Origin of the sequence: Nonomuraea phyllanthi, from assembly GCF_006334985.2 — a bacterium.
Taxonomy (GTDB): Bacteria; Actinomycetota; Actinomycetes; order Streptosporangiales; family Streptosporangiaceae; genus Nonomuraea; species Nonomuraea phyllanthi.
This window is the reverse complement of record NZ_VDLX02000004.1, coordinates 68209-90909: the sequence shown is the minus strand read 5'-3', so window position 1 is coordinate 90909 and position 22701 is coordinate 68209. Positions and strand designations below refer to the sequence as shown.

21 protein-coding genes are annotated in these 22701 nt (G+C 72.5%); 5 read left to right on the top strand and 16 right to left on the bottom strand.

The features are described 5' to 3' along the window. The 5 genes from FH608_RS11940 to FH608_RS11920 form a co-directional block, all read right to left on the bottom strand. Entirely contained in the window at positions 1-318 is a 318-nt protein-coding gene (locus FH608_RS11940) for a non-heme iron oxygenase ferredoxin subunit (protein ID WP_139630533.1), read from the bottom strand. Next, a complete protein-coding gene (sufD, locus tag FH608_RS11935; protein ID WP_139630532.1) occupies positions 315-1436 on the bottom strand; it encodes a Fe-S cluster assembly protein SufD in 1122 nt (373 codons plus the stop codon). Before sufD ends, FH608_RS11940 begins: the two co-directional genes overlap by 4 nt. After that, entirely contained in the window at positions 1436-2848 is a 1413-nt protein-coding gene (sufB, locus tag FH608_RS11930; protein WP_139630531.1) for a Fe-S cluster assembly protein SufB, read from the bottom strand. The genes sufD and sufB overlap by 1 nt, the downstream gene beginning before the upstream one ends. Further along, the gene (locus FH608_RS11925; RefSeq protein WP_139630945.1) at positions 2845-3543 is read right to left on the bottom strand and encodes a helix-turn-helix transcriptional regulator; all 699 of its coding nucleotides are present in this window, start codon (positions 3541-3543) and stop codon (positions 2845-2847) included. Before FH608_RS11925 ends, sufB begins: the two co-directional genes overlap by 4 nt. A gap of 95 nt (positions 3544-3638) precedes the next feature. After that, entirely contained in the window at positions 3639-4856 is a 1218-nt protein-coding gene (locus FH608_RS11920) for a multidrug effflux MFS transporter (RefSeq protein WP_139630530.1), read from the bottom strand. 247 nt (positions 4857-5103) lie between these two features. On the opposite strand from FH608_RS11920, the gene FH608_RS11915 reads away from it, so the two are divergent. Both FH608_RS11915 and FH608_RS11910 read left to right on the top strand, forming a co-directional pair. Further along, entirely contained in the window at positions 5104-6012 is a 909-nt protein-coding gene (locus FH608_RS11915) for an ABC transporter ATP-binding protein (protein ID WP_139630529.1), read from the top strand. Continuing rightward, the gene (locus tag FH608_RS11910; protein ID WP_139630528.1) at positions 6009-6776 is read left to right on the top strand and encodes an ABC transporter permease; all 768 of its coding nucleotides are present in this window, start codon (positions 6009-6011) and stop codon (positions 6774-6776) included. Before FH608_RS11915 ends, FH608_RS11910 begins: the two co-directional genes overlap by 4 nt. A 98-nt stretch (positions 6777-6874) precedes the next feature. Here the strand turns inward: FH608_RS11910 and FH608_RS11905 are convergent, their stop codons facing one another. Continuing rightward, the gene (locus FH608_RS11905; RefSeq protein WP_139630527.1) at positions 6875-8077 is read right to left on the bottom strand and encodes an MFS transporter; all 1203 of its coding nucleotides are present in this window, start codon (positions 8075-8077) and stop codon (positions 6875-6877) included. Between the two features lie 113 nt (positions 8078-8190). On the opposite strand from FH608_RS11905, the gene FH608_RS11900 reads away from it, so the two are divergent. Next, positions 8191-9105 (top strand): EamA family transporter, encoded by a 915-nt coding sequence (locus tag FH608_RS11900; protein WP_139630526.1) that lies wholly within the window; start codon positions 8191-8193, stop codon positions 9103-9105. Between the two features lie 315 nt (positions 9106-9420). Here the strand turns inward: FH608_RS11900 and FH608_RS11895 are convergent, their stop codons facing one another. From FH608_RS11895 to FH608_RS11860, 8 genes are read right to left on the bottom strand one after another with little or no spacing between them, the layout of a single operon-like run. Further along, positions 9421-10089, bottom strand: coding sequence for a GntR family transcriptional regulator (locus FH608_RS11895; RefSeq protein WP_139630525.1), 669 nt, complete (start codon positions 10087-10089; stop codon positions 9421-9423). A gap of 15 nt (positions 10090-10104) precedes the next feature. Further along, positions 10105-11055: an ornithine cyclodeaminase family protein gene (locus FH608_RS11890; protein WP_139630524.1), complete on the bottom strand. Its 951-nt coding sequence runs from the start codon at positions 11053-11055 to the stop codon at positions 10105-10107. Next, on the bottom strand, positions 11052-12056 hold the full coding sequence (locus FH608_RS11885; protein ID WP_139630523.1) for a proline racemase family protein: 1005 nt from the start codon (positions 12054-12056) through the stop codon (positions 11052-11054). Before FH608_RS11885 ends, FH608_RS11890 begins: the two co-directional genes overlap by 4 nt. Before the next feature lie 13 nt (positions 12057-12069). Then, complete coding sequence (locus FH608_RS11880) at positions 12070-13071, bottom strand: proline racemase family protein (protein ID WP_139630522.1); 1002 nt, start codon at positions 13069-13071, stop codon at positions 12070-12072. Further along, a complete protein-coding gene (locus FH608_RS11875; RefSeq protein ID WP_139630521.1) occupies positions 13068-13961 on the bottom strand; it encodes a dihydrodipicolinate synthase family protein in 894 nt (297 codons plus the stop codon). Before FH608_RS11875 ends, FH608_RS11880 begins: the two co-directional genes overlap by 4 nt. Before the next feature lie 23 nt (positions 13962-13984). After that, complete coding sequence (locus tag FH608_RS11870) at positions 13985-15499, bottom strand: FAD/NAD(P)-dependent oxidoreductase (RefSeq protein ID WP_226899339.1); 1515 nt, start codon at positions 15497-15499, stop codon at positions 13985-13987. Further along, complete coding sequence (locus FH608_RS11865) at positions 15496-15738, bottom strand: (2Fe-2S)-binding protein (protein ID WP_139630520.1); 243 nt, start codon at positions 15736-15738, stop codon at positions 15496-15498. The genes FH608_RS11870 and FH608_RS11865 overlap by 4 nt, the downstream gene beginning before the upstream one ends. Next, entirely contained in the window at positions 15735-16952 is a 1218-nt protein-coding gene (locus FH608_RS11860) for an NAD(P)/FAD-dependent oxidoreductase (protein WP_139630519.1), read from the bottom strand. Before FH608_RS11860 ends, FH608_RS11865 begins: the two co-directional genes overlap by 4 nt. Before the next feature lie 130 nt (positions 16953-17082). Here FH608_RS11860 and FH608_RS11855 point away from each other — a divergent pair, with 130 nt between their 5' ends. Next, positions 17083-18063 carry a COX15/CtaA family protein gene (locus tag FH608_RS11855; RefSeq protein ID WP_139630518.1) on the top strand — a complete coding sequence of 327 codons (981 nt, stop codon included), beginning with the start codon at positions 17083-17085 and terminating at the stop codon, positions 18061-18063. 93 nt (positions 18064-18156) lie between these two features. Here the strand turns inward: FH608_RS11855 and FH608_RS11850 are convergent, their stop codons facing one another. Further along, positions 18157-19314: a PrsW family intramembrane metalloprotease gene (locus tag FH608_RS11850; protein ID WP_139630517.1), complete on the bottom strand. Its 1158-nt coding sequence runs from the start codon at positions 19312-19314 to the stop codon at positions 18157-18159. 63 nt (positions 19315-19377) lie between these two features. Then, entirely contained in the window at positions 19378-20322 is a 945-nt protein-coding gene (locus FH608_RS11845) for a heme o synthase (protein ID WP_139630516.1), read from the bottom strand. A 348-nt stretch (positions 20323-20670) separates the two neighbouring features. Between FH608_RS11845 and tkt the strand changes: the two genes are divergently transcribed. Continuing rightward, a complete protein-coding gene (gene tkt, locus FH608_RS11840; RefSeq protein WP_394367677.1) occupies positions 20671-22701 on the top strand; it encodes a transketolase in 2031 nt (676 codons plus the stop codon).

Genomic DNA, 22701 nt, shown 5'->3' with positions numbered 1-22701 from the left:
TTACTCCTTCGAGAGCGAGACGAGGACGTCATCGCCGTCGATCTTGACTGTGTAGACGTTCACGGGCTGGGTGGCGGGCGGTCCTGTGGGCTTGCCGGAGCGCACGTCGAAGCACGAGCCGTGCAGCCAGCACTCCAGGGTGCCGTCGTAGACCTCGCCCTCGCTGAGCTTCACCTCGGCGTGGGAGCAGACGTCGTGCAGGGCGTACACCTCGTTGCCCCTGCGCACGAGCGCGACCGGCGTCTCGCCGACCTCCACCCCGATGACGCCCCCGTCGGGGATGTCCTCGAGGCTGCACACCTTCTCGAACGAACTCATCGGGCGAGCTCCGCCTCCAGCGCGCCCAGGACGCGCTCGCGGATCTCCGCTACTTCGATCTTCTCGACGAGCTGGCCGAGGAAGCCCCGGATGACCAGGCGGCGGGCCTCGTCGTAGGGGATGCCGCGGGCCTGGAGGTAGAAGATGTGCTCGTCGTCGAGCCGGCCGGAGGCGGAGGCGTGGCCCGCCCCGGCGACCTCGCCGGTGAGGATCTCCAGGTTGGGCACCGAGTCGGCGCGGGCGCCGTCGGTCAGGATGAGGTTGCGGTTGAGCTCGTACGTGTCGGTGCCCTCGGCCTCGACCCGGATGATCACGTCGCCGATCCAGACGGCGTGGGCGTCCTCGCCCTGGAGCGCGCCGCGGTAGTCGACGTTGCTCTTGCAGTTGGGCTGCGAGTGGTCGACCAGCAGGCGGTGCTCCAGGTGCTGGCCGGCGTCCACGAAGTAGACGCCCGACATGTCGGCGTCGCCGCCGGGAGCGGTGTAGGAGACGTTGGGCGACAGGCGGACGAGGTCGCCGCCGAGCGTCACCACGAAGCTGCGGAACGTCGCGTCCTTGGCGAGCTGGGCGTGGTGGTGCGAGACGTGGACCGCGTCGTCGTCCCAGTCCTGGACGCTGACGACCTTGAGCGAGGCGCCCTCGCCGACGACGAACTCGATGTTGTCGGCGTAGACGGCGCTGCCCTTGTGGTCGAGCACGAGCACGGCCTCGGCCAGCGGCTCCACCTTGACCACGATGTGGCCGTAGGCGGCGCCGTCGCCCGAGCCGGTGAGCGTGAGCACGGTCGGCTCGGAGGTGACGGCCTCGCGCGGCACGGTGATCACCGTGGCCTTCTCGAAGCTCGTCCACGCCTGGGCGCTGACCCGGTCGGAGGGCACGAACGACTTGCCGACGCGCGCGTCGTCACGGCCGACCGTCTCGACGGTGACCTCGGGCGCCGCCTCGACGTCCACGCGCACGTGGCCGGCGGCCTCGGCCTTGCCGTTGTGCAGGCCCTTCAGGCGCGAGAGCGGCGTGAAGCGCCACTGCTCCTCGCGCCCGGTCGGGACCTCGAAGTCGCCCAGGTCGTAGGACGCCTTCTCGTGCAGGGTCGACAGGGGCTTCTCGTTCAGGCCCATCAGCCGACGGCTCCTTCCATCTGCAGCTCGATCAGCCGGTTGAGCTCGAGCGCGTACTCCATGGGCAGCTCGCGCGCGATCGGCTCCACGAAGCCGCGCACGATCATCGCCATCGCCTCGTCCTCGTCGAGCCCGCGGCTCATGAGGTAGAACAGCTGGTCCTCGCTGACCTTGGAGACGGTGGCCTCGTGGCCCATCGACACGTCGTCCTCGCGGACGTCGACGTACGGGTAGGTGTCGGAGCGGCTGATCTGGTCGACCAGCAGGGCGTCGCACTTGACGGTGCTGGCGCTGCCGTGGGCGCCCTCCTCGATCTGCACGAGACCGCGGTAGGAGGTGCGGCCGCCGCCGCGCGCCACCGACTTGGAGATGACGCTGGAGCTGGTGTGCGGCGCCAGGTGCACCATCTTGGAGCCGGCGTCCTGGTGCTGGCCCTCGCCCGCGAACGCGACGCTCAGCGTCTCGCCCTTGGCGTGCTCGCCCATGAGGTAGACGGCCGGGTACTTCATCGTGACCTTGGAACCGATGTTGCCGTCGATCCACTCCATGGTCGCGCCCTCGTAGGCCACGGCGCGCTTGGTGACCAGGTTGTAGACGTTGTTGGACCAGTTCTGGATGGTCGTGTAACGGCAGCGGGCGTTCTTCTTCACGATGATCTCGACGACGGCGCTGTGCAGCGAGTCGCTGGAGTAGATCGGCGCGGTGCAGCCCTCGACGTAGTGGACGTAGGAGTTCTCGTCCACGATGATCAGGGTCCGCTCGAACTGGCCCATGTTCTCGGTGTTGATCCGGAAGTACGCCTGCAGCGGGATCTCGACCTCGACGTTCGGGGGCACGTAGATGAACGAGCCACCGGACCACACGGCGGAGTTGAGGGCGGCGAACTTGTTGTCGCCCACGGGGATGACCGACCCGAAGTACTCCTTGAAGATCTCCGGGTGCTCCTTCAGGCCCGTGTCGGTGTCGAGGAAGATGACGCCCTTCTCCTCGAGGTCCTCACGGATCTTGTGGTAGACGACCTCGGACTCGTACTGGGCGGCGACACCGGCGATGAGGCGCTGCTTCTCCGCCTCGGGGATGCCGAGCTTGTCGTAGGTGTTCTTGATGTCGGGGGGCAGCTCGTCCCAGGAGGCGGCCTGCTTCTCGGTCGAGCGCACGAAGTACTTGATGTTGTCGAAGTCGATGCCGGTGAGGTCGGAGCCCCAGGTGGGCAGCGGCTTCTTGCCGAACAGGCGGAGGCCCTTCAGGCGAAGGTCGAGCATCCACTCCGGCTCGTTCTTGAGACGGGAGATGTCGCGGACGACCTCCTCGGACAGGCCGCGCTTGGCCGCAGCGCCCGCGGCATCCGGGTCGGCCCAGCCGAACTTGTAATTCCCGAGGCCTTCCAGCTCCGGGCGGTCGGTGACAGTCACCTTCCGGTCTCCTTGCTTTGGTCTCTATGTGCGGATTCACCCAGCGACTGCGGGCTCACATGTGTCGTGCAGACCCCGTCGCCGTGGGCGATCGTGGCCAGGCGCTGCACCGGTGTGCCGAGCAGCTGCGCGAACGCCTCCGTCTCGGCCTCGCAGAGCTGCGGGAACTCCGCAGCCGCGTGTGCCACCGGGCAGTGGTGCTGGCAGAGCTGGTCGCCGCCCGACTTGGCCTTGCTGGCCGAGGCCGCGTACCCCTCCGCCGACAGCGCCTGCGCCAGCACCTGAACGCGCTGGTCCGCCGGCACCGTCCGCATGACCGGCTCCAGCCGCCTCAGCAGGCCCGAGACCTGTGATCGCGCGAAGTCGGTCACCGCTTCCTGCCCCATGCGCTCGGCCAGGAAGCGCAGCGCGCTCCCGGCCAGGTCGTCATAGGCGTGCTCGAAAGCACTGCGCCCCGCGTCGGTGATGGCGAACAGCTTGGCCGGCCGCCCGCGCCCGCGCTGACCGCGCGGTCTGCCCACCCGGGGCTCGATCATCCCGTCCGCCAGCAGCGCGTCGAGGTGACGGCGCACGGCCGCGGGCGTGAGCCCGAGCCGCTCGCCCAGAGCGGCGGCCGCGACGGGACCGTGCTCCAGGATCAGCCTGGCCACGCGGGCGCGTGTGCTGCGCTCGCTCCCCGGCTCGATCCCTGGCACGTTTTTCACAACATCAGTGTGCCGTAATTCCTTCCCGGTTCACAAACGGATCTGAGCAGCCCGGGGATGGAATTTCTCACGCAGGGTAGCCTTACCTAACTCTTGCGGAGGAAGGTGAACGTGAGGCCGGAGCAGAGGATGAGCCCGAGCATCACGCAGGCCATGGGCAGGGCGCTGCCGGCGCCCGCCAGGCCGACCAGCGGGGCCGCCGCCGCGCCCATGGCGAACTGCATCACGCCGAGCAGGGCCGAGGCGCTGCCCGCCACCCGCGCGGGCTGCGAGGCCAGGGCGAGCGCTCCGGTGCCGGGCATGACCAGGCCCTGGCCGAGCATGATGACGAACAGCCCGCCCACGATGCCCCACAGGCCCAGCCCGGTCAGCGCGGCGGTCAGCAGCAGCCCGGCCCCGGTCAGGGCGGTGGCGAGCCCGACCAGGACCAGCGTCACCGGCGGCACGCGGCCCGACAGCCGGCCGCCGAGCTGGGCCATGCCGGTCAGGCCGAGGGCGTTGAGCCCGAAGATGAGGGAGTACTGCTGGGGCGAGGCGCCGTACACCTCCTGGAGCACGAACGGCGAGCCGGAGATGTAGCCGAACATCGCCGCGAAGGCCAGGCCCGCGGTGAGCGCGCAGCCCATGAAGGCGCGGTCGCGCAGCAGGCGCCCGAACGTGGCGGCGGTGTGCCTGAGCCCGCCGCCCTCGCGCGCGTGGGCGGGCAGCGTCTCGCGCACGCCCGGCAGCACCGTCACCAGCAGCACCAGCCCGGCGAGGCTGAGCGCCACGAACACGCCGCGCCAGGAGGTGACCGACAGCAGCTGCGCCCCCGCGATGGGGGCGAGGATCGGGGCCAGGCCGCTGACCAGCATGAGCGTGGCGAAGATGCGGGCGATGGCGGCGCCGTCGTACAGGTCGCGGACGATCGCCCGCACGATGACCAGCGCGGTGCCGCCCAGCACGCCCTGCAGCAGGCGGAAGGCGATGAGCATGGGGACGGAGGGCGCGAACGCGCACAGCAGCGAGGCCACCGTGAACCCGGCCACGCCGACGACGAGCGGCACCCGCCTGCCGCGCACGTCGCTCACCGGCCCGGCGATGACCTGCCCGACGGACACGCCGATGAGGCAGGCGGTGAGCGTGAGCTGGACCTGCGCGGGGGCGCTGAGCATCTCGGAGGTGATGGCGGGCAGGGCCGGGAGGTACATGTCGATGGACAGCGGGCCGATCGCCGACAGGGCGCCGAGGATCAGCAGGAGCAGTCCGCGGCGGCCCTTCCTGTCTCCGACGGCGACGGTGGGCGTGGCTTCTGCCACGGACATGACGCGGATCCCCTCTGCTCGCAGGCCTGATGGCCCACGGGGGCCGAAAGAATCAAACCAGCATCCGGTCCTCCGGATTCCCGGTTATCAGATATTTCTTCCCTTTCACCCGAAGTCACCGGACTCCGCCGACAGCGGAGCGGCGCGGGTCAAGATCTGTCCAAATCAGGGCATGCCGGGCGGAAGGCCTTGCCAGCGCACCCGCCCGCGGCCCGGACCGCGTGGTGGAGTCCCTAAACTCGTGGCCATGGAATCCCCAGCCGTCGAGATCGTCGACCTGGTCAAACGCTACGGCGGCAGGACGGCCGTGGACGGCCTCACGCTGAGCGCCGGGCGGGGCGCGGTGACGGCCGTGCTCGGCCCCAACGGCGCCGGCAAGACGTCCACGGTCGAGATCTGCGAGGGGTTCCGCAAGGCCGACGCCGGCACGGTCCGCGTGCTCGGGCTCGCGCCCACGCTGCCGGAGCTGCGGCCCCGGGTGGGCGTCATGCTGCAGTCGGGCGGCGTGCCCCCGGCGATGCGCTGCGCCGAGTGGCTGCGGCTGGTCTCGCGCTTCTACGCGCACCCGCTCGACTCCGGAGCCTTGCTGGCCCGGCTGGGGCTGGCCGACCACGTACGCACCCCCTACCGCCGCCTGTCGGGCGGGCAGCAGCAGCGCCTGTCGCTGGCCGCGGCCGTCGTCGGGCGGCCCGAGCTGGTCTTCCTCGACGAGCCGACGGCGGGCCTCGACCCGCAGGCCCGGCACGCCTGCTGGGACCTGGTGGGCGAGCTGCGCGGGTCGGGCGTGTCGGTGGTGCTGACCACGCACCACATGGACGAGGCCGAACGCCTGGCCGACCACGTCGTGATCATCGACAGGGGCCGGGTGGTGGCCGAGGGCAGCCCGGCCTCGCTCACGGGGGCCGAGCGGCAGCTGCGCTTCCGCGCCCGGCCGGGGCTGGCGCTGGAGGAGCTGCTCAACGCGCTCCCGGCGGGCAGCGCGGCCAAGGAGTCGCCCGCCGGCCACTACATCATCGAGGGCCAGGTCGGCCCCGAGCTGCTGGCCACGGTGACGGCCTGGTGCGCGGCGGAGGGCGTCACGGCCGACGACCTGCGCATCGAGCGCCGCACGCTGGAAGACGTCTTCCTCGAGCTGACGGGCAGGGAGCTGCGATGACCGCCCTCGACTTCACTCCCGCGCCCGGCGCGGCGCCGTTCCCCCGCATGGTCCTGGCCCAGGCGGGGGCGGAGATCAGGGCGATGCTGCGCAACGGCGAGCAGCTGCTGCTCACCATGATCATCCCGGTGCTGCTGCTGGCGGGCTTCTCGCTGGCGCCGCTGGTCGACGTCGGCGGCGGCACGCGGGTCGACTTCCTGGTGCCCGGCGTGCTGGCGCTGGCGGTCATGTCCACGGCCTTCACCGGGCAGGCCATCGCGACCGGCTTCGAGCGCCGCTACGGCGTGCTGAAGCGGCTGGGCGCCACCCCGCTGTCCAGGGCGGGGCTGATGCTGGCCAAGACGTCCGCCGTGGTGGCCGTGGAGATCATCCAGGCCGCGGTGATCGTGGCCGTCGGGCTGGCGCTGGGGTGGCGGCCGCACGGGTCGTTCCTGAGCGCGGCGCTGCTGATCGTGCTCGGCACGGCGGCCTTCAGCGGGCTGGGGCTGCTCATGGCGGGCACGCTGCGCGCCGAGGCCACGCTGGCCGGGGCCAACCTCGTCTACCTCGTGCTGCTGGGCGCCGGCGGGGTGGTCTTCCCGCTGTCGAAGTTCCCCCAGGGCGTGCGGCCGGTCCTCGACGCGCTGCCCATCTCCGCGCTGACGAGCGGCCTGCGCGCCGTGCTCGCGCACGGCGCCGCCCTGCCGCTCGGCCCGCTGGCCGTGCTCGCGGCGTGGGCTGCGCTGTCGCTGGGGCTCGTCTCGCGCACGTTCCGCTGGGAGTGACCGCCCGTCCAGATCATGAGGCCGTCCGAGCCGAGGCCGTGGCCGGGGTCATTCGGGCCGAGGCCGTGGCCGGGGTCGTGGCCGAGGTCGAGCCGGGGTCATTCGGGCTGGGGCTGGGGGCGCTCCAGCAGGCCGTAGCGGCGCCTGGTGAGGGCGGCCACCGCGGTGAGCGGGATCGCGGCGGCGGACGCCAGCCCGAACAGCAGCGCGTATCGCCCGTGCTCGGCCAGCGGCCCGGCCACCCAGGAGGCGACCGCGCTGCCCACGAACAACGCGCAGGCGAAGAACGCGATGGCGGTCCCCCTGGCCTCCGGCACCACCGAGGTGGCCCACGTCTGCAGCGAGGAGTGCAGGAACGACCAGCCGCCCCCGAGCAGCAGCGCCGTGACGGCGACGGTGACCATCCCGACGTGCAGGGAGACGAGCAGGAACCCGGCGGCCAGCTGCGCGCCGCCCACCGTCATCAGCGCGGGAGCGGGCCAGCGCCCCGCCAGCCGCTTGACGAGCTTGGCGAACGACCACAGGCCCAGCCCGTACGCGGTGATGGCGAGCCCCGCGACGGCCGCGGCGTATCCGGCGTGCTCCAGCGCGGTGGCGAGGAACGGCATGGCGCCGAGCATGATCGCGCCCTCCACGAACGCCAGCCCGAACACCAGCAGCGCCCACCCGTGCCCGAGCACCGCGCCCAGGTAGCGGGCCGCGCCGAGCCCGGCGCCCTCCACGCGGGCGCGCGGCGGCTCGGGCAGCGAGCCCAGCGTGAGCGCGCAGACCAGGGCGCACACGGCCGGCACGGTGAAGGCCACCCGCCAGTCCACCAGCCCGGCGACGACCCCGCCCAGCCCGGTGGCCAGGGCGGTGCCGAGCGCGGCGGCGGCCATCAGGTCGGTCAGCGCGCGCTGGCGCACCGCCGGCCGGACCGTGTCGCCCACGTACGTCAGCCCGGTGGGGATCACCGCGCCGAAGCAGGCGCCCGTCACAACCCTGGCCACCACCAGCGCCCCGATCACGGGCATGAGGGCCGAGGCCACCCCGGCCAGCGCCGCGCCGAACAGCGCCACGCGCATCACCCGTACCCGGCCGAACCGGTCGGACAGCAGCCCCCACAGCGGCTGCGTCAGGCCGTAGGCCAGGTAGTAGCCGCTGGCGGCGGCGACCGCGGCGGAGAGCGGGACGTCCAGGTCCACCGCGATGAGCACCAGCATGGGGCTGACGGCGAAGCGGTCGAAGCTGCTGACGAACGACGAGACGGACAGGGCCAGCGGCGGCCCGGTGAGGCTCACGGGAGAGGCAGGGGAGTTCATGCGTCCAAGATTCAGTAGACAGTAGTAACACCCTATGACGGAAATGTCGGGTGACTTGAGTACGCTCTGACCGGTCAGCCCACATCCGACCCCACATCCCAACAGGGAGTCCCGTGACCGCCTTCGCCCTCGACGATCCCCTCGATCGCGGCTCCGGCCTGCCCGGACCCGGCCGGCTGCTGCGCTCCGCCGCCGACTCGGTCCCGCCCTCCGGGCTCGTGGTGCTGGCGATCTTCTCGGTGCAGCTGGGCGCCGGCTTCGCCAAGGAGCTGTTCGCGGCGCTGCCGCCGAGCGCGGTGGTGTTCCTGCGGATCGCGGCCGGCGCGCTGATCATGGGCTCGCTCGTACGGCCCCGCCTCAAGGGACTGTCCTGGGGTGACTGGGCCGTGGGGCTCGGGTTCGGGGTGACGCTCGCCGTCATGAACCTGGCCTTCTACGAGGCCCTGTCACGGCTGCCGATGGGCATCGCCGTGGCGGTCGAGTTCCTGGGCCCGCTGGGCGTGGCCGTGGCCGCCTCCCGGCGCAGGATCGACCTGCTGTGGGTGGGCCTGGCGGGCGCGGGCGTGGCGCTGCTCGCGCCGTGGGGGCAGTCGGCCTCGGTGAGCTGGCTCGGCATCGGGTTCGCGATGGTGGCCGGGGCCTGCTGGGCGGGGTACATCCTGCTGTCGTCGGCGGCCGGGCGCCGGTTCCCCGGAACGAGCGGGCTGTCGTTCGCGATGATCGTGTCCGCCGTGGTGGTCGCGCCGGTGGGCGTCGCCTCCGGCGGGGCGGAGCTGCTGCGGCCGGAGCTGCTGCTGATCGGGCTGGGCGTGGGGCTGCTGTCGTCGGTCATCCCGTACTCGCTGGAGCTTCAGGCGCTGCGGCGGATGCCCAAGCACGTGTTCGGCATCCTGATGAGCCTGGAGCCCGCGGTGGCGGCGCTCATCGGCGTGCTGCTGCTCGGCGAGATCCTGCACGCGCAGCACTGGGCGGCGATCATCTGCATCGTGGCCGCCAGCCTCGGTTCGACCAGGAGGCGCAGACCTTAGACACGAACCCTGAGCCGGGGTGATGGGCCGCCGCGCGCCCGTGGGATGGGATCTCGGGCGCGCGGCGGAGGGCTCGGCTCTGGTGGGCGGGGTGTGCCGAGCCCATGGAAGGTCAGCGGAGTGCGGGTGTCCGCGTGACCAGGCATGCGCCATCCACCTCAGTCGGTGGTGGCCGGTCCGCTGGGGACCAGGACGGCGGGGCCGCGAGCGGACGCGTTCGGCGTCGTTCGTCCGGCCCGCAATGAGATTACCGCGATTGGCGGCCGCGCGATCCCGGAATGTCAGACTTTGATGCCAGAAAACTGGGCATCCGGCTCAGTGCTCGGCCCAGATGCCCCGTACGTGGCCGATGTGCTCTCTCATGATCTGCCCGACGGCCTCGGCCTCGCCCCTCTTCAGCGCGTCGAGCAGCGTGAGGTGCTCCCTGGCGGAGTCGCCGAGCGTGCCGCGCTCCGCGAGCTGGGACAGGCCGTAGAGCCTGGCCCTGTTGCGCAGGTCGCGCACCACCTGGACCAGGTGGACGTTGCCCGCCAGGGACAGCAGCTCGACGTGGAAGCGCAGGTCGGCGTCCACGTACGCGAGCAGGTCGCCGCGCTCCGCGGCCGAGACGATCTCCTCGGCGACGGGCCTGAGCCGCTCGAACTCCTCGGCCCGCTCCTCGCCGGCCAGCCTGGCCACCATGGGCACCTCGATGAGCTGGCGGATCTCGGTGAGCTCGTCGAGGTCGCGGTCGGACAGCTCGGTCACCCTGAAGCCCTTGTTGCGCACCGCCTCGACCAGGCCCTCCTTGGCGAGGTCGAGCATGGCCTCGCGGACCGGCGTGGCGGAGACGCCGAACTGGGCGGCCAGCACCGGCGCGGAGTAGACCACGCCCGGCCGCATCTCGCCGGTGATCAGCGCCGCGCGGAGCGCCTGCGCGACCTGCTCGCGCAGGCTCTGCCGCTCTCCCACCATCGGCAGGTCGAGCCGCTCGTCGGTGGCCATCGGGCCCATCCCTTCCTAAGTCCACGCCTCGTAAGCGGCGGCCGCGACCACGAGGTCCTCCCACGCCATGCCCGTGCTCTTGAACACGCGCGGCCCCGTGCCGATGACGACCTCGCCCGCCACGAGCTCGGCGAGGTTACCGGCGAGATGGCCGGCGGCGATCGTACCGCCGCGGATCGGGATGAGCACATCCCCCGCCTCCTCCAGGGCGGCGGCCCTGGCCTCGACGACCACGGTGGCGCGGGCGACGAGGTCGCCGTCGAGCTCGCGGGCGCCGGGCTCGTGCGACCCGACCGCGACGACGGTGACGCCGTCGGGGGCGAGCTTACCGGGGAACAGCGGCTCCCTCGCCGTCGTGCAGCAGGCGACGATGTCCGCCTCCCCCAGCGCCCGACCGACCGCCTCCCGGGAGGCGGGGTCGTGGGTCAGGGCGCGGGCGGTCAGGCCGAGCGCGCGGCAGCGCTCGGCGAGCGCCCTCGCCCGGCCCGCGTCGCGCCCGACCACCGTGACGTCCGTGACCGGCCGCACCACCCGCATCGCCGGCACGTGCCCCCACGCCTGCGGCCCGCTGCCGAACACCACCAGCCGCCGGGCGTGCTCGCCGGCCAGGTGGCGCACGGCGAGGGCCGAGACGGCGGGGGTGCGCAGCGAGGTGAGCGCGATCCCGTCCATGGCGGCGAGCGGTGTCAGGGTCTCGCCGTCGAACAGCAGGTACGTGCCCTGGACCCGGGGCAGCCCGCGCTCGGGGTTGCCGGGCGCGACCGTGGCGGCCTTCACCCCGGCGTACCGCCCGTAGGAGGCCGGCATGAGCAGGAGCTGGCCGCCCGGCACGGGCACGACCGGCCGCTGCGGCGTGGCCTCGGGGTCGAGCCCGGCCAGCAGCGCGTCCTCCAGCGCCCGGGTGGCGCGCCCCATGGGGACCAGCCGCTCCAGCGTGGCGGCGTCGAGGTACGGCAGGCCGGTCATCGCAGCGTGAACCCCGTTCCCAGGGGATCGCCCGGGTCGAGCTCGAAGGCGTGCCGCCCGGTCCGGTACGCCATGCCCTCGATCTCCGGCACCACCCACCCGTCGCGCGCCTCGGCCACCCGCGCCAGGAACGTGCTGCCGACCACGCTGTCGTGGACCAGCGGTGCGCGCAGCCCGGTGTCGTGCAGCAGCGCCAGCCGGGCCGCGGTGCCCGACCCGCAGGGCGAGCGGTCCACCTCCCCGTCGGCGAACACCGTCACGTTCCGCTGGTGCGCCGCCCTGCCCAGGCCGGGCAGGTCCACGTCGGGCAGCTCGTCGTAGAAGATCACGCCGTAGACGCCGGACAGCCGCTCGTCGGACGGGTGCCGGGCCGCCGGGTGGCCCGCCAGGTCCGCCTTGACGCGGCGGGCGTGGCCGATGAGCTCCGTCAGGTGCGCGGGCTCCACGGACAGGCCCAGCGCCGCCGCCGGGACCGACGCGTAGATCGCGCCGCCGTACGAGATGTCGACCTTCATGCCGCCGGCCGCCACGCCGCGCGCCATCACGTACGACGGCACGCTGACGAACGTCACCCCGCGCACCCGCCCGCCCGAGCAGCGCACCCGGGCCGTGACGCGCCCCGACGGCACGTCGACGACCACGTCCGTCTCGCCGTCGGGATCGGCCGCGACCAGGCCCTCGTGGACGGCGTACGCGCCCAGCGCGATCGTGCCGTGCCCGCAGGCCGTGCTGAAGCCGTCCTTGTGCCAGAACAGCGCCCCGAGCAGGGCTCCGGCGTCGTCGGGCGGGACGAGGAAACAGCCGTACATGTCGGCGTGCCCGCGCGGCTCGTGGCACAGCAGCCGCCGCACGCCGTCGAACTCGGGCTCGGCCATGGCGGTGGCCCGCCGCGAGAGCACGTCGGCGCCGGGGATCTCCCGCACGCCGCCGGTCACGATCCGGAACGGCTCGCCACCGGTGTGATAGTCGACCGTCGTGATCGCGGGACTCGCCTGGCTCACGCGCCCCGCCCCCTCACAGCTCGAACCCGGCCGGGAACGGGTCGCGAGGGTCGAGGAAGTACTGGGCGGTGCCGGTGATCCAGGCGCGGCCGGTGATGGACGGGAGCACGGCCGGGGCGCCGCCCACGGTCGTCTCCTCCAGCAGCCGGCCGACGAACCTGGTGCCGATGAACGACTCGTTCACGAAGTCCCGGCCGAGCGGCAGCTCGCCGCGGGCGTACAGCTGCGCCATGCGGGCGCTGGTGCCGGTGCCGCACGGCGAGCGGTCGAACCAGCCGGGGAAGATGGCCATGGCGTGCCGCGAGTGGTGGGCGTCGGAGCCGGGCGCGGCGAAGTAGACGTGGTGGCAGCCGCGGATGCGGTCGTCCTCGCGGTGCACGGGCTCGTCGGCGGCGTTGATCGCCTCCATGGTGGCCAGGCCGGCGGCGATGATCTCGTTCTTGGCCTTGCGGTCGAAGGGCAGGCCGTAGGAGTCGAGGTCGACGACGGCGTAGAAGTTGCCGCCGTACGCCAGGTCGTACGGGATCTCCCCGAACCCGGGCACGCGCACGACGGCGTCCAGCCGGTCGCTGTAGGACGGAACGTTCCGGAGCGTGACCGACATCGCCTGCCCGTCCTCGACGGCCACGTCCACCTCGACGAGCCCGGCCGGGACCTCCAGGCGCACGGTGGTGACCGGCTCGGTCACCTCCACCATGCCGGTCTCGACGAGCACGGTGGCCACGCCGATGGTGCCGTGCCCGCACATCGGCAGCAGCCCGGACACCTCGATGAACAGCACGCCGTAGTCGGCGTCCGGCCTGGTGGGCGGCTGGAGGATGGCGCCGCTCATGGCCGCGTGGCCGCGCGGCTCGGTCATCAGCAGGGTGCGGACGTGGTCGAGGTGGTCGCGGAAGTAGACCCGCCGCTCCGCCATGCTCGCGCCGGGGATCACGCCGATCCCGCCGGTGATGACGCGGGTGGGCATCCCCTCCGTGTGGGAGTCGACGGCGTGGAAGACCCGCTTCGTCCTCATCGCAGCCCTTCTGCCAGTGCCTTCTCGGTCGCCGATCGCACGATAGCGGCCTGCTCGTCCGTCAGCGACTGCCTCGGCTGCCTGCACGGCCCGCCGTGGCGGCCCGCCAGGTCCATGGACAGCTTGATGGCCTGGACGAACTCCGTCTTGGAGTCCCAGCGCAGCAGCGGATGCAGGGTCCGGTAGAGGGGCAGCGCGGTGCCGAGGTCGCGGGCGACCGCCGCGCGGTAGAGGGCGACGGTGGAGGCGGGCAGCGCGTTGGGGTAGCCGGCGATCCAGCCGACCGCCCCGGCGATGGCGAGCTCCAGCAGCACGTCGTCGGAGCCGATCAGCAGGTCCAGCTCGGGGGCCAGCTCGGCCAGCTCGTACGCCCGCCGCACGTCGCCGCTGAACTCCTTGATCGCCACGATCAGCCCCTCCTCGTGCAGCCTGGCCAGCAGCGCGGGGGTGAGGTCGACCTTGGTGTCGTAGGGGTTGTTGTAGGCCACGACCGGCACGCCCGCCCCGGCGACCTCGCGGTAGTGGGCGACGACGGCCCGCTCGTCGGCGCGGTAGGCGTTCGGGGGCAGCAGGAGCACCGAGCCGCAGCCGGCCTCGCCCGCCCGCTCGGCCCAGCGGCGGGACTCGGCGGAGCCGTACGCGCCGACCCCGGCCATCACGTTGCGCCCGCCGACGGCCTCCACCGCGGTCTCCACCACCTTGGCGCGCTCCTCGTCGGTGAGCGTCTGGTACTCGCCCAGCGACCCGTTCGCGACCACGCCGTCGCAGCCGTTCTCCACCAGCCAGCGGCAGTGCTCGGCGTAGGCGTCGTAGTCGACGGACAGGTCGTCGCGCAGGGGCAGCGCCGTGGCGACCATGACGCCGTGCCAGGCCTTGCTGCGGTTCTCCATCGGGAAGTCCTCCATGTCTGGGGTCACGTGAGCGGTGGGGTCGTGGGGTCGTCGTCGGTGAGCTCGGCCAGGGCGCCGAGGGTGACGGGCTGGGCGATGGGGCGGCGGGGCGGCTGCGGCGGCTCCCCGGCCAGGCAGGAGACGGCGTAGCCGCAGATGCGGCCCTGGCACCAGCCCATGCCGGGCCTGGCCAGCAGCTTGATCGAGCGCGCGTCGGTGGCGCCGAGGTCGCGCGCCTCCCGGACGCGGGCCAGCGGCACCTCCTCGCACCGGCACACCAGGGTGTCGTCGCGCAGCCAGCCCTGCCAGCCGGGCCGGACGGGGTAGGCGTGCTGCAACGCCTCCCCGAACGCGCGCCACCGCTCGCGCCGCCGCGCCAGCACCCCGGCCACCTCGCCATCGCGCCCCTCACGGTCGCGCCCTTCGGCGTCGCGGCTTTCGTCGGTGCGGCTTTCGTCGGTGCGGCTTTCGTCGGTGCGGCCTTCAAGGGCACGGCTTTCAGGGGCGCGGCTTCCGGCGGCGCGGCTTTCGGCGGCGATGGTGAGGCCCGCGATGCGCCCCTCGACCTCCGACAGCCGCCAGCCGCCCACGCCGGTGGGCTCGCCCGCGGCCCAGACCCCCGGGACGCTGGTGCGCTGGCCGGCGTCGACCGCGAGCACGGGGCTGCCGTCCACGTCCTGCCGCGTCCGGCAGCCGAGCTGCACGCCGAGCTCGATCTGCGGCACGAACCCGTACCCGACGGCCACCGTGTCGCATTCGACGACGCGGGTGGCCAGAACGTTCCATTCCTTGTCGAGGCGGGCCACGGTGACGGCCTCCACCTCGCGCTCCCCGTGCGCCGCCACGACCGCCTGGCGGGTCCGGTACGGGACCCGGTGGCGGGCCAGCGCGGCGGCGTACCCGGCGGCCTCCCCGGCCTTGCCGAGGGCCAGCAGCGGGTGCCTGGCCAGGCCGAGCCCGCCGTTCGCCTCGAACACCCCGAGCACCCGCGCGCCCGCCCCGGCCAGCCCGGAGGCCACGGGCAGCAGGAACGGCCCGGTGCCGCCGACCACGATCCGCCGGCCCGCCAGGACGCCGTCGCCCTTGAGCAGCGCCTGCGCGCCGCCGGCGGTGAGCACGCCGGGCAGGTCCCAGCCGGGGAACGGCAGCGGCCGGTCGTACGCGCCGGTCGCGATCAGCACGCGCCGCGCCGCCAGCGGGACCGCGGTCCTGTCGGGGGCCGTGGCGTGCACGGTCAGGCCGCCGCCCGGCTCGCGCGTGACGTTCCACACCTGGTGCCGCAGCCGGACGTCGGCGCGGCGGTCGAGGGCGCGGGCCTGGCGCAGGAAGCGGCCGAGCCCGGGCGCGGGGCGCGGGTCGGCGGAGTGGCGGAAGTACTGGCCGCCGAGGCGTACGGAGGCGTCCACGAGCGCCACCCGCAGCCCGGCCTGGGCCGCGGTCAGCGCGCCCGCCACCCCGGCGGGCCCGCCCCCGATCACCACCAGGTCGTACGTCACGCCGCCTCCAGGGCCGCCCGTCCTGCCTGTCACGTCTGTCACGCCGTCGTCACCTCGTCGCCGGGCGCGGCCTCGGCGAGGCAGGCGCGTTCGGGCGTGCGCCCGTTGACGGAGACCAGGCAGTCGAAGCAGACGCCGATGCCGCAGAACAGCCCGCGCGGCCGACCGCCGAAGCGGGTGCTGCGCCACGAGCGCACCCCGGCGGCGTGCAGGGCCGCCCCGATGCTCTGCCCGGGCGTCACCGGGACGGGCCGCCCGTCGATCGTGATGTGGAACGTCAAGAGGACTCCTCCGGGAAGCGGTCCGGCCGGAAGGGCCGCAGGTCCAGGTCCGGCGGGGTGCCGGTGAGCACCTGCGCGAGCAGGTGGCCGGTGGCCGGGGCGAGCCCGATGCCCGCGCCCTCGTGCCCGCACGCGTGGTACAGCCCGGGGGCGCGCGGATCGGCGCCGATGACGGGCAGGTGGTCGGGGCAGTACGGCCGGAACCCGCAGTACGACCTGATGGCCCGCACGTCGCGCAGCGCGGGGAACAGCGCCACCGCCTGCGCGGCCAGCCGGGCCAGCACCGGCACCGACGTGGTGCGGTCGAAGCCGACCCGCTCCCTGCTCGCCCCGATGAGCACGGTCCCCGCCTGGGTGCCCTCCACGACGGCGGAGGTCTCCAGCCCGGCGGAGTCGCTGGCCACGTTGGTGACGTAGGCGGCGGTGTAGACCTTGTGCCTGATCAGCGGCCTCCTCAGCGGCTCCGTGACCAGGATGAACCCCCGCCTGGGCAGGACCGGCAGCGCCACCCCCGCCAGCGCGGCCACCTCGCCGCCCCAGGTGCCGGCCGCGTTGATGACCGCGTCGCCGAGCACGTCGCCGCGGGAGGTGCGCACGCCCGTCACCCGGTCGCCGTCGCGGACGAACCCGGTCACCGCCGCCCCGAGGCGGAGGTGGAGCGTGCCCCGGCCGAAGCTCTCCGCGCCGTGCCGCAGCAGCCGCGCGGCGGCCAGCATGGGCTGCACCTGCGCGTCCTGCGGGTAGAACACCCCGCCGGCCAGGTCGTCCGCCAGCTCCGGCTCGTAGTCGCGCAGCTCGGCGGCGGGCACCACGGCGTGCTCGACGTCCTGCTTGGCGGCCAGCTCGGCAAGCTGCCGCTGGATTTCCGGCGTCTCGGCGACGACCAGGCCGCCCTTCGCCTCGAACTCGAACCCGCCGTCCGCGCCGCCGTGCCCCGGCACGTCGCGCTGCCCGGAAGCACCGGCGTGCCCGTGGGCGCCGGTCCCCCCGTGGGCGCCGGCCAGCTCGCGCCACAGCCGGTTCGACAGCACGGCGAGGTCCAGCTCAGGGCCCGGCTCCTTGTCGGACACCAGGATGTTGCCCTCGCCCGAGCCCGTCGTGCCGCCCGCGACGGAGCCGCGGTCGACCACGGTCACGTCCAGGCCGGCCCTCGCGGCGTAGTAGGCGCAGGCGGCGCCCACGACTCCGGCGCCGACCACGATGACGTCGGACATCCTCACCTCCCATCAGTAATATGTCACATACTCTTCCCTTTGAGAAGCCCCCCGCGGGCGCTCCTCCCGGGCGGAGAAGGCGGGGTGACCGGTGGCGGGACCGGCCACATCGGCCCGTACCATCGATGACGTGAAGCTACCCACGGACCACCCCAACCCTCTCGTGCGCAGCCTGTTCTCCTTCTGGGCTCCCACAGCGGAGTCCATGCGGGGCTGGGCACTGGCGTCCGTGGTGGTCAACGCCGGCATCGCCGTAACCGGCGCGGGGGTGCGGGTCACCGGGTCCGGGCTCGGCTGCCCGACCTGGCCGAAGTGCACGCCCGACAGCTTCATCCCGGTCGCGCACCCCGAGCTCTCGATGCTCACCATGCTGGTCGAGTTCGGCAACAGGCTGCTGACGTTCCTGGTGCTGGCGGTGGGGCTGGCGTGCGTGGTGGCGGCGTGGCGGCTGGCGCCGCGCAGGCGGTCGCTCATGCGGCTGGCGTTGCTGCAGCCGGTCGGCATCGTGGCCCAGGCGCTGTGGGGCGGGCTGGTGGTGAACACCATGCTCAACCCGTTCACGGTGGGCATGCACTACCTCCTCTCCGTCGGCCTGATCGCGGCCTGCTGGATGCTGTACGCCCGCGCGGGCGAGGGCGACGGCCCGGCCAGGCGGGTGACCCACCGTGACATCCGCAGGCTCGGCTACGTGCTGCTGGCCGCCGTGTTCGCGCTGCTGGTGGTCGGCGTCGCGGTGAGCGGCACGGGCCCGCACTCGGGTGACGAGATGGCCTCCCGCTTCGACCTGGACATCGAGGCCGTGGCCAGGCTGCACGCCGACGTGGTCTACATCGTGGTGGGGCTGACGTTCGCACTGCTGTTCGCGCTGCACATCAGCCGCTCGGAGCGGCCCGCCAGGCGGGCGGCGCTGGTGCTGTTCGCGGTGGAGCTGGGCCAGGGCGTGATCGGCTACACCCAGTACTTCCTGGCCGTGCCGGCGGCGCTGGTGCTCCTGCACGTGCTCGGCTCGACGCTGGTCTGGATCGCCGCGCTCAGGGTGGCCACCTCGCTGCGCACCCGCACGCCGCTGAGCACCGCCCCCTCCCCCACCGAAGAGCCCGCCACCGTCTGAGCGGTTCAGCCCCGATATGGGGTGATAGGTCCGCCACTCCCCCACCCGCCCGAGGGTGCGATTTGCCGAGAAATGTCCGCCCCGCTCGGAGGCTCAGCCAGGCGGCGAGAAGGGCCGGGCCTGCGCCGCCACCACCGGGAAGTCGGCCCGCGCGGTGCTCATGCACTCCAGCAGCGCCCGCTGCTCCTCGTGGAAGGTCTGGTCGTCGACCATGCGGCGGGCGGCGCGCTCGTGCAGCAGGCCCAGCTCGGTGGCGGCCAGCTGGTAGTCGCGCATGGCGCGCAGCCCGCGCTTGCCGCCGTGGAGCCTCGCCCACTGCCGGGCCTGCCGCCTCCTGGGGAACGCCGAGAGCATGAAGACGTCGGCCTCGGTGACCAGCTTGGTCGGCTCGTACGGCGGCAGATAGCGCTGGATGAGGGCCACGATGCGCCGCCGGTCTCTGAACACCACCCCGATGAGCACGATCAGCACGACCAGCAGCGCCAGGTAGGCCACCACGAGCCCGGGGAAGCCGCCGTAGGAGGCCAGGCCGTTCCACAGGCCGTGCAGGATCATCGCGCCCGTCCAGCCGGCCAGGATGTAGAAGACCCGCTCGGGGCCGTCACGCTGGGCCGCGTAGGCGACCGCGATGCCGATCATGGAGCTGAACAGCGGGTGGGCGAACGGCGACAGGATGCCGCGCAGCACCACGGTGACCGCCAGCCCCTTGACCCCGGACGTGGACAGCGCGGCGATGTAGTAGCTGACGTTCTCGCTCATGGCGAAGCCCAGCCCGACCATGCTGGCGTAGATGATGCCGTCGGTGGGGCCGTCGAGCTCGGCCCTGCGGAACCTCAGCAGCCCGAGCAGCACCAGCCCCTTCATCGTCTCCTCCACCACCGGAGCACCGAACGTGGCCGCGATGTTGCGGGCGCTGGACTCCGACAGCCGGGCGGTGTCGATGATGTAGTGCAGGTTGAGCGAGTTGATCACGCCGGCGACCAGCACCGCGACGCCCGCGCCCCACGCGAAGGCGAAGATGAGGTTGCTGCGCGGCTCGGGCTCCATGCGGTCGAGCGCGAGCACCGCCGCGAGCAGCAGCGGCACCGGCGCGAGCGCCAGCCCGAGCCCGATGAAGAACTGCACCGGAGCGCGGTCGAACAGGTCGTAGGAGAACGAGACGAGAGCGCAGATGCCGGTGAGGACCAGCCCGATGATCAACGCGAACGACGGGCGGTCCTTCAACACCCAGCGTGGATCACGGGTCGCCATACGGTGACTTTAACGGATCAGAGATTGGGCCCGGCCTCACCGTACGGTCACGCCTCCGGGAGCTCAGGCCAGCAGCGGGTCGATCGCCACGGCGAGGAACAGCAGCGCCAGGTAGGCGTTGGACCAGTGGAAGAAGCGCATGGGCCGCAGATCGACGCCGCTCTTGCCGGCGTTGAGCCGGGCCAGCAGGCGGTGCACCTCCCACAGGCACATGGCGCCGAGCACGGCCGCCACGAGGGGGTAGAACAGGGTGGTGCCGGCCACCGGCCACAGCGCCAGCGAGCACAGCACGGTCGCCCACGTGTAGGCGACGGACTCGAGGATCACCCGCCGCTCGGTGGCCACCACGGGCAGCATGGGCACCTTGGCCGCCGCGTAGTCCTCCTTGTAGCGCATGGCCAGCGTCCAGGTGTGCGGCGGCGTCCAGAAGAACACCACGCCGAACAGCACGAGCGGCGCCCAGTCGACCCGGTCGGTGATGCCGGCCCAGCCGATCATCACCGGCATGCAGCCCGCGATGCCGCCCCACACGATGTTCTGGGCCGTGCGACGCTTCAGGATCATCGAGTAGACCAGCACGTAGAACAGGATCGCCCCGGTGGACAGCAGCGCGGCCAGCCCGTTGGTGGTCACCCAGAGGCCCACGGTCGACAGCGCGCCGAGCACGATGCCGAAGATCAGCGCGCCGCGCGGCGAGACCTGATGCCTGGCCAGCGGCCTGCGGCGGGTGCGGCGCATCTTCTGGTCGATGTCGCGGTCGACGTAGCAGTTGAGCGCGTTGGCGCTGCCCGCCGATAGGGTGCCGAACACCATGACCGAGATCGACGTCCACAGCGGCGGCAGACCGCCGGCCGCCAGGAACATCACCGGCAGTGTCGTGATCAGCAGCAACTCGATGATCCGCGGCTTGGTGAGCGCGATGTAGGCCTTCACGACCATGCCGATCGAGCGCGGCGCCTCCACCTGCGGAGATCGGGCCGTCGCCTGCCTGTTGGTCAGCACCGTCAAGGCGCTTCCAGCCTGTGCGGAGTCAACGCGTAACCTCTGAATAGAGCGGATCCATGGGTGGGCGCCGTAGCGGCCCTGCGGACAAACAAACTGTAGTCGCAGGGACGGCCGGTCCGGCCAATGGGGGGCTTGAGCCGACATGGACCAGTGCGAGTGGGGACGCGCGGGGGGAAGAGGAATTGATCGCCGACTCGACTCGGTTAGGGTCCCTTGTGGGCGGGATTGCCAACCGGCACAACCAATGACAACTAGATTCCGGAGATCGAGCACTTGAGCACCGAACTCGTGCCAGCCCTCGAATGGACCGACCTGGACAAGCAGGCGGTCGATGTCGTTCGAGCCCTGGCGATGGACGCAGTGGAGAAGGCGGGCTCGGGTCATCCCGGCACCGCCATGAGCCTGGCCCCCGCCGCATACTTGCTGTTCCAGCGTGTGATGCGCCACGACCCGACCGATCCCAACTGGATCGGGCGCGATCGGTTCGTGCTGTCCTGCGGCCACTCCAGCCTGACTCTCTACATCCAGCTCTACCTTTCCGGCTACGGCCTCACGCTCGACGACCTGCGGCGGCTGCGCCAGTGGGACAGCCTGACGCCGGGCCACCCCGAGCACGGCCACACGGCGGGCGTGGAGACCACGACGGGCCCGCTCGGCCAGGGCCTGGGCAACGCGGTCGGCATGGCGATGGCCGCCCGCCGCGAGCGCGGCCTGTTCGATCCCGACACCGACAACGGGTCCTCGCCGTTCGACCACACCATCTGGTGCATCGTCAGCGACGGCGACATCGAGGAGGGCATCAGCCACGAGGCCAGCGCGATCGCCGGCCACCAGAAGCTGGGCAACCTCGTCGTCCTCTATGACGACAACCACATCTCCATCGAGGACGACACCCTCATCGCCAAGTCGGAGGACGTCGTCGCCCGCTACGAGGCGTACGGCTGGCACACCCAGAGCGTCGACTGGACCGCCACCGGCGAGTACGCCGAGGACGTCCAGGCGCTCTACGACGCGCTGCAGGCGGCCAAGGCCGAGACCGACCGGCCGTCGTTCATCCGGCTGCGCACGATCATCGGCTGGCCGGCCCCGAACAAGCAGAACACCGGCAAGATCCACGGCTCGGCCCTGGGTGAGGCGGAGGTCGCCGCCACCAAGGAAGTCCTGGGCATGGACCCGGGCAAGACCTTCGACGTGCCGGCCACGGTGCTGGAGCACGCCCGCGGCATCGCCCAGCGCGGCCGCACCGAGCACGCCGAGTGGGACAAGCGCTACTCCGAATGGCGGCTCGCCAACGAGGAGCGGGCGGCCGAGTTCGACCGCATCTCCCACCATGAGCTGCCCAACGGCTGGGCCAAGGCGCTGCCGTCGTTCGAGCCGGGCGCCTCGATGGCGACCCGCAAGGCGTCCGGCGAGGTGCTGAGCGCGCTGGCGCCGGTGCTGCCCGAGCTGTGGGGCGGCTCGGCCGACCTGGCGGAGTCGAACAACACCACGATGAAGGGCGAGGTGTCCTTCATCCCCGAGGAGTACCAGACCAGGGAGTTCCCGGGTAACCGCTACGGCCGCACGCTGCACTTCGGCATCCGCGAGCACGCCATGGGCGCGATACTCAACGGCATCGCCCTGCACGGCGGCACCCGCCCGTACGGCGCGACGTTCCTGGTCTTCTCCGACTACATGCGCCCGTCCGTGCGGCTGGCCGCGCTGATGAAGCTGCCGGTCACGTACGTGTGGACGCACGACTCCATCGGCCTGGGCGAGGACGGCCCCACCCACCAGCCGATCGAGCACCTGTGGGCGCTGCGCGCGATCCCCGGACTCGACGTGGTCCGCCCGGCCGACGCCAACGAGACCGCCTACGCCTGGAAGACCGTGCTCCAGCACACCGACCGGCCCGCCGGCCTGGCGCTGACCCGGCAGAACCTGCCGGTCCTGGAGGGCACCAGCGCCGACGGCGTGGCCCGCGGCGGCTACGTCCTGCGCGAGGCGTCCGACGGCCAGCCGAAGGTCATCATCATCGCCACCGGCAGCGAGGTGGAGATCGCGGTGCAGGGCCGCGAGCTGCTGGAGGCCAAGGGCATCCCGACGCGGGTCGTGTCGATGCCGTGTGTCGAATGGTTCAAGGGGCAGGACTCCGCATATAGGCAGACGGTCCTGCCGTCGTCGATCCGGGCTCGGGTCGCGGTCGAGGCGGGGGTCGCGCTCGGCTGGCACGAGTTCGTCGGCGAGTGCGGCGAGGTGGTCGGCCTCGACCACTTCGGCGCCTCCGCCCCGTACAAGACGTTGTACGAGCTGTTCGGCCTGACGGCCGAGCGGGTCGCGGCGGCGGCACATGCGAGCCTGGCCAAGCTTGGCCAGGAAAAGGGCGAGACGACGGGAAACTGA

Bases quoted from the DNA above. Each gene is read 5' to 3' on its own strand.
- FH608_RS11890 (WP_139630524.1), bottom strand. From the start codon at position 11,055: ATGACCGGCCTGCCGTACCTCGACGCCGCCACGCTGGAGCGGCTGGTC.
- sufD (WP_139630532.1), bottom strand. From the start codon at position 1,436: ATGGGCCTGAACGAGAAGCCCCTGTCGACCCTGCACGAGAAGGCGTCC.
- FH608_RS11915 (WP_139630529.1), top strand. From the start codon at position 5,104: ATGGAATCCCCAGCCGTCGAGATCGTCGACCTGGTCAAACGCTACGGC.
- FH608_RS11895 (WP_139630525.1), bottom strand. From the start codon at position 10,089: ATGGCCACCGACGAGCGGCTCGACCTGCCGATGGTGGGAGAGCGGCAG.
- FH608_RS11920 (WP_139630530.1), bottom strand. From the start codon at position 4,856: ATGTCCGTGGCAGAAGCCACGCCCACCGTCGCCGTCGGAGACAGGAAG.
- FH608_RS11905 (WP_139630527.1), bottom strand. From the start codon at position 8,077: ATGAACTCCCCTGCCTCTCCCGTGAGCCTCACCGGGCCGCCGCTGGCC.
- FH608_RS11880 (WP_139630522.1), bottom strand. From the start codon at position 13,071: ATGAGGACGAAGCGGGTCTTCCACGCCGTCGACTCCCACACGGAGGGG.
- FH608_RS11860 (WP_139630519.1), bottom strand. From the start codon at position 16,952: ATGTCCGACGTCATCGTGGTCGGCGCCGGAGTCGTGGGCGCCGCCTGC.
- FH608_RS11910 (WP_139630528.1), top strand. From the start codon at position 6,009: ATGACCGCCCTCGACTTCACTCCCGCGCCCGGCGCGGCGCCGTTCCCC.
- FH608_RS11940 (WP_139630533.1), bottom strand. From the start codon at position 318: ATGAGTTCGTTCGAGAAGGTGTGCAGCCTCGAGGACATCCCCGACGGG.
- tkt (WP_394367677.1), top strand. From the start codon at position 20,671: ATGGACGCAGTGGAGAAGGCGGGCTCGGGTCATCCCGGCACCGCCATG.
- FH608_RS11850 (WP_139630517.1), bottom strand. From the start codon at position 19,314: ATGGCGACCCGTGATCCACGCTGGGTGTTGAAGGACCGCCCGTCGTTC.
- FH608_RS11875 (WP_139630521.1), bottom strand. From the start codon at position 13,961: ATGGAGAACCGCAGCAAGGCCTGGCACGGCGTCATGGTCGCCACGGCG.